Here is a 3,067-nt window from a genome sequence, read left to right on the forward strand (position 1 = left end):
GTCGTTACCACCCCGGTCAACGGCCGTTACCGATGTCGTGACGGGCGCCGTTACCGGCGTCGAGCCCGCCGTTACGGCTGTGTTGCTGCCACCCTGCTGGGGGATCAGATTCTCGCTGAACACACCGTCGAACACGTAGGCACGACGCGGCTTGCCGCCGACCCTGAGCAGCATCGCGAGGTCTCGCCCGCGTTCTTTCCGGTGTAGCTGTCCGCCGTGTTCCGCTTTGGCTAGCTCTTTGAGAGCAACGGTGACGTCGGCAATTCCGAAGCTTTCCGCGATCGCTCGAAGCTTGCCCTGGATCACTGCCACGTCACCCGGGTGACTGTCTTTGCTGAGGTCCCATCCCCACGTTTCAGGTACGCGAAAGTCACCTTCAATGGCAACTGCATACTGTTCGCGTGTAGGAAACGCGGAAGGATTGATTGCTACCGCGTTCGCGATTGCAGTGATCAGACGCTGTCCGGGGGTTGATCCACGTTCGATTAGATCGGCGGCCAACTCTGTCAGCGTGACTGTGGCGGCGTCACGTACAGTGTCGTCGAATCCGTCGATTCCGCAAACTTCGCTAAGCAGACGTGCTCCGGCAAGGCCAACAGCGAGGTGCTTTCCCAAGGTGCGCGCCGGTCCGCCACCTGGGATCTTGAGATCGTTCTCTGCCTGACGCACCCAGTCGACGAAGTCGGCTGGCTCCAACCCATGCGCCGCGATGGCATCTAGACCGTGCCCGTGGTTCTGCTTTGCTGCGGCTTCGAACATCTCCGCTTGCTTTGCGGACAGAGTGAACGGCGGGGAAGGCTCGATTACCCGGGCGGCGACTCCCTCGTTGGTGACTCGGCCCACGATCGTTTCGTTGCCGGTCGAGATCAATGCGCCGTGCCATCCGCCCTGGCTGGCTCGCAACGTCCCTGTGCGAGTGGAGACGTCCCGCTCCGCGCCTTGAGTCGCACGGAACACTATCGCGGAAAGCTGCTCGATGCTGTATCCACCAGCTCCCAGTTCGTCACGGAAGCCGGTCAGGCAACGAAGATCCCGCAGCCATGCGGCTGTGCCATTGCCGGAGGCGTTCCAGGGTCGAATCAGGTGGTCGGGGTTGCCGAACAGGCTGGCAGCCACGATGGCGGACGTCGTTTTCCCAATTCGCGCGCCACCCGCTAGGTGGACAACAAAGGACTGCGCCCCCATGGGTTCGAGGTAGATCCCACCCAGCGCCAGAGACAGGGTGAGGGCCACCTTGGGCGCGTCCATGGTGCGCCGCACCAGGTCGCACCAGCCTTCCCAGGTGCCGGCGGTCTCCCGGTATCCGGCGTGCATCGTGTCCGCTGGCGGCAGCACCAGGCGCCCGGCGTCCCAGCGCGGGTGCAACGGCGTGACCGGCAGCTCCTGAGCCTGGGCGTTCACGATGTTGCGCAGCGCGTCCTGGGTGCGGGACTCGGCCGCGCCCGGGGCCACGAAACGGGCGTCCCACACGCTGCCGTTATCCACGTCCGCCATGGGCACGGTCGCCGAGTACGGCCTAACCGTGATCGTGACGCGCCGCTCGGTGATCTCACCCCTCGGGTTGAGCGCCACCAGGTGCCGCGTCACTTCCGGGCACCAGTCCAGCACCCGCCGTCCCTCGACCCAGACCCCCTCACCCGGGGTGTAGGTCCAGCCCTTCGTTGCCCCGGGCACGGTCCACCGTCCCCGGGGCGACCGGTCTGCCTCGCCGGAGGTCTCGGCCGGACTTGAGTTCAGGCCGCGCTTTGCGGACGCCTGGACGTCCTTCGGGTCGGGCTGGGGACTGGCGTTCTGTTCCGCGGGCTCGACCAGTCCGGCCGGCGTGGTCGCGCTGGGGATGATGCGGGAGAGACCACGCGTGGTGTAGATCCCCGCGTCGACGATCGCTGCTGTCCACGCGTCTCGGGTTGCGCTGTCTGCCCTGGTCAGGAGCGGTGCGACGGTCCGGACGGCCTGCCGCTGCTGCCGCTGGGGCAGGGTGGTGACTCCGGCGAGCCAGTCGCCCAGCTCGGGAAGTGGATCAGGAGACACACCCACGCGGGTGTTGTCGCTGCCGGTGTTGTGGGTATTCTGGAGTCGCCGTATCAAGGCGTGACCCCTCCTTCCTGGTGCTAGCAGGTGGATGGGATTCCGGAAGGCCCCCAGACCTCTCAGCTAGGGGGCCTTCCGGCGTTTCTGGGATCTGTCGACGCTAGACCGAGATCACCCCCCAGGTGGGAGCGATTCACGGCGTGTCGCCTGGCGTCTCCGGGAACAGCGCGGCCTGACCGTCGACCGCATCCCACAGAGAGGCTGCGGGCCGCTGGTGCCCGATCCGCCCTCGCAACCGGTGCGACCGCGACTGCCGCTTGGCGACCTTCCACTCCTCTGCGGTCATGCCGCACGCGCGTGCTGCCGTGTGCTGTGCACGCGTGCTGTCGTCGGGAGCACGCGTGCTGTGCACGTGCTCTCCGTGCTGTGCACGCGTGCTCTTCAGGTTGTGCGCTGTGGTCTCAGACATAGGATCATCGGCTGCATATCCCCTCTTCGTCACGGTGTCCTCTCCTTCCTGTGCACGCGTGCACGCGCCTTCTTCGGGCGTGCTGTGCACGCGTGCGACACGCGTGCTGTGCACGCGTGCACGCGCCTTCTTCGGGCGTGCTGTGCACGCGTGCGACACGCGTGCTGTGCACGCGTGCACCCGTGCCGTCCGGGATGGCCTCTACGCTCGGGATTGCCCTAGTTATAGAGACAGATGGGACTGTACCAACTACTAAGACAGTTGGTACAGTCCCCTGTCATGGACACATGTGGAGTGACCTTGGCCCGCCGGCAGACCCCCTACGTCTCGGTCAGCATGACGCGCGAGGTAAGGGCGGCCCTTCAGGACGCTGTGCTTCTGCTGTCCGCTCAGGTCGGCCGGAAGCTGACCTTGTCCGACATCGCCCGTGCTGATCGAGCTGTCGCGATGCGTCACCCCGACGAACTGTTGGAAGAGCTGAGCAAGTCTGCCCCCGACGAGACCCAAGAGGGTGAGACACGGTGAGCACCAGGGCGAACGGAAAGTTGCAGGTCAACGGCCAGAGCA

3 protein-coding genes are annotated in these 3,067 nt (G+C 65.6%); 1 reads left to right on the plus strand and 2 read right to left on the minus strand.

Annotated features, from left to right (window positions below):
• Together IEY55_RS31510 and IEY55_RS31515 are read right to left on the minus strand one after the other, a co-directional pair.
• A partial coding sequence (locus IEY55_RS31510) for a DUF927 domain-containing protein (protein ID WP_189062238.1) occupies positions 1 to 2,088 on the minus strand: 2,088 nt, incomplete at its 3' end.
• A gap of 136 nt (positions 2,089 to 2,224) precedes the next feature.
• Positions 2,225 to 2,500 (minus strand): hypothetical protein, encoded by a 276-nt coding sequence (locus tag IEY55_RS31515; protein ID WP_189062239.1) that lies wholly within the window; start codon positions 2,498 to 2,500, stop codon positions 2,225 to 2,227.
• Between the two features lie 279 nt (positions 2,501 to 2,779).
• Between IEY55_RS31515 and IEY55_RS31520 the strand changes: the two genes are divergently transcribed.
• Positions 2,780 to 3,025: a hypothetical protein gene (locus IEY55_RS31520; RefSeq protein ID WP_189062240.1), complete on the plus strand. Its 246-nt coding sequence runs from the start codon at positions 2,780 to 2,782 to the stop codon at positions 3,023 to 3,025.
• Positions 3,026 to 3,067: the final 42 nt, after the last annotated feature.

Source organism: Longimycelium tulufanense (assembly GCF_014645795.1).
Taxonomy (GTDB): Bacteria; Actinomycetota; Actinomycetes; order Mycobacteriales; family Pseudonocardiaceae; genus Longimycelium; species Longimycelium tulufanense.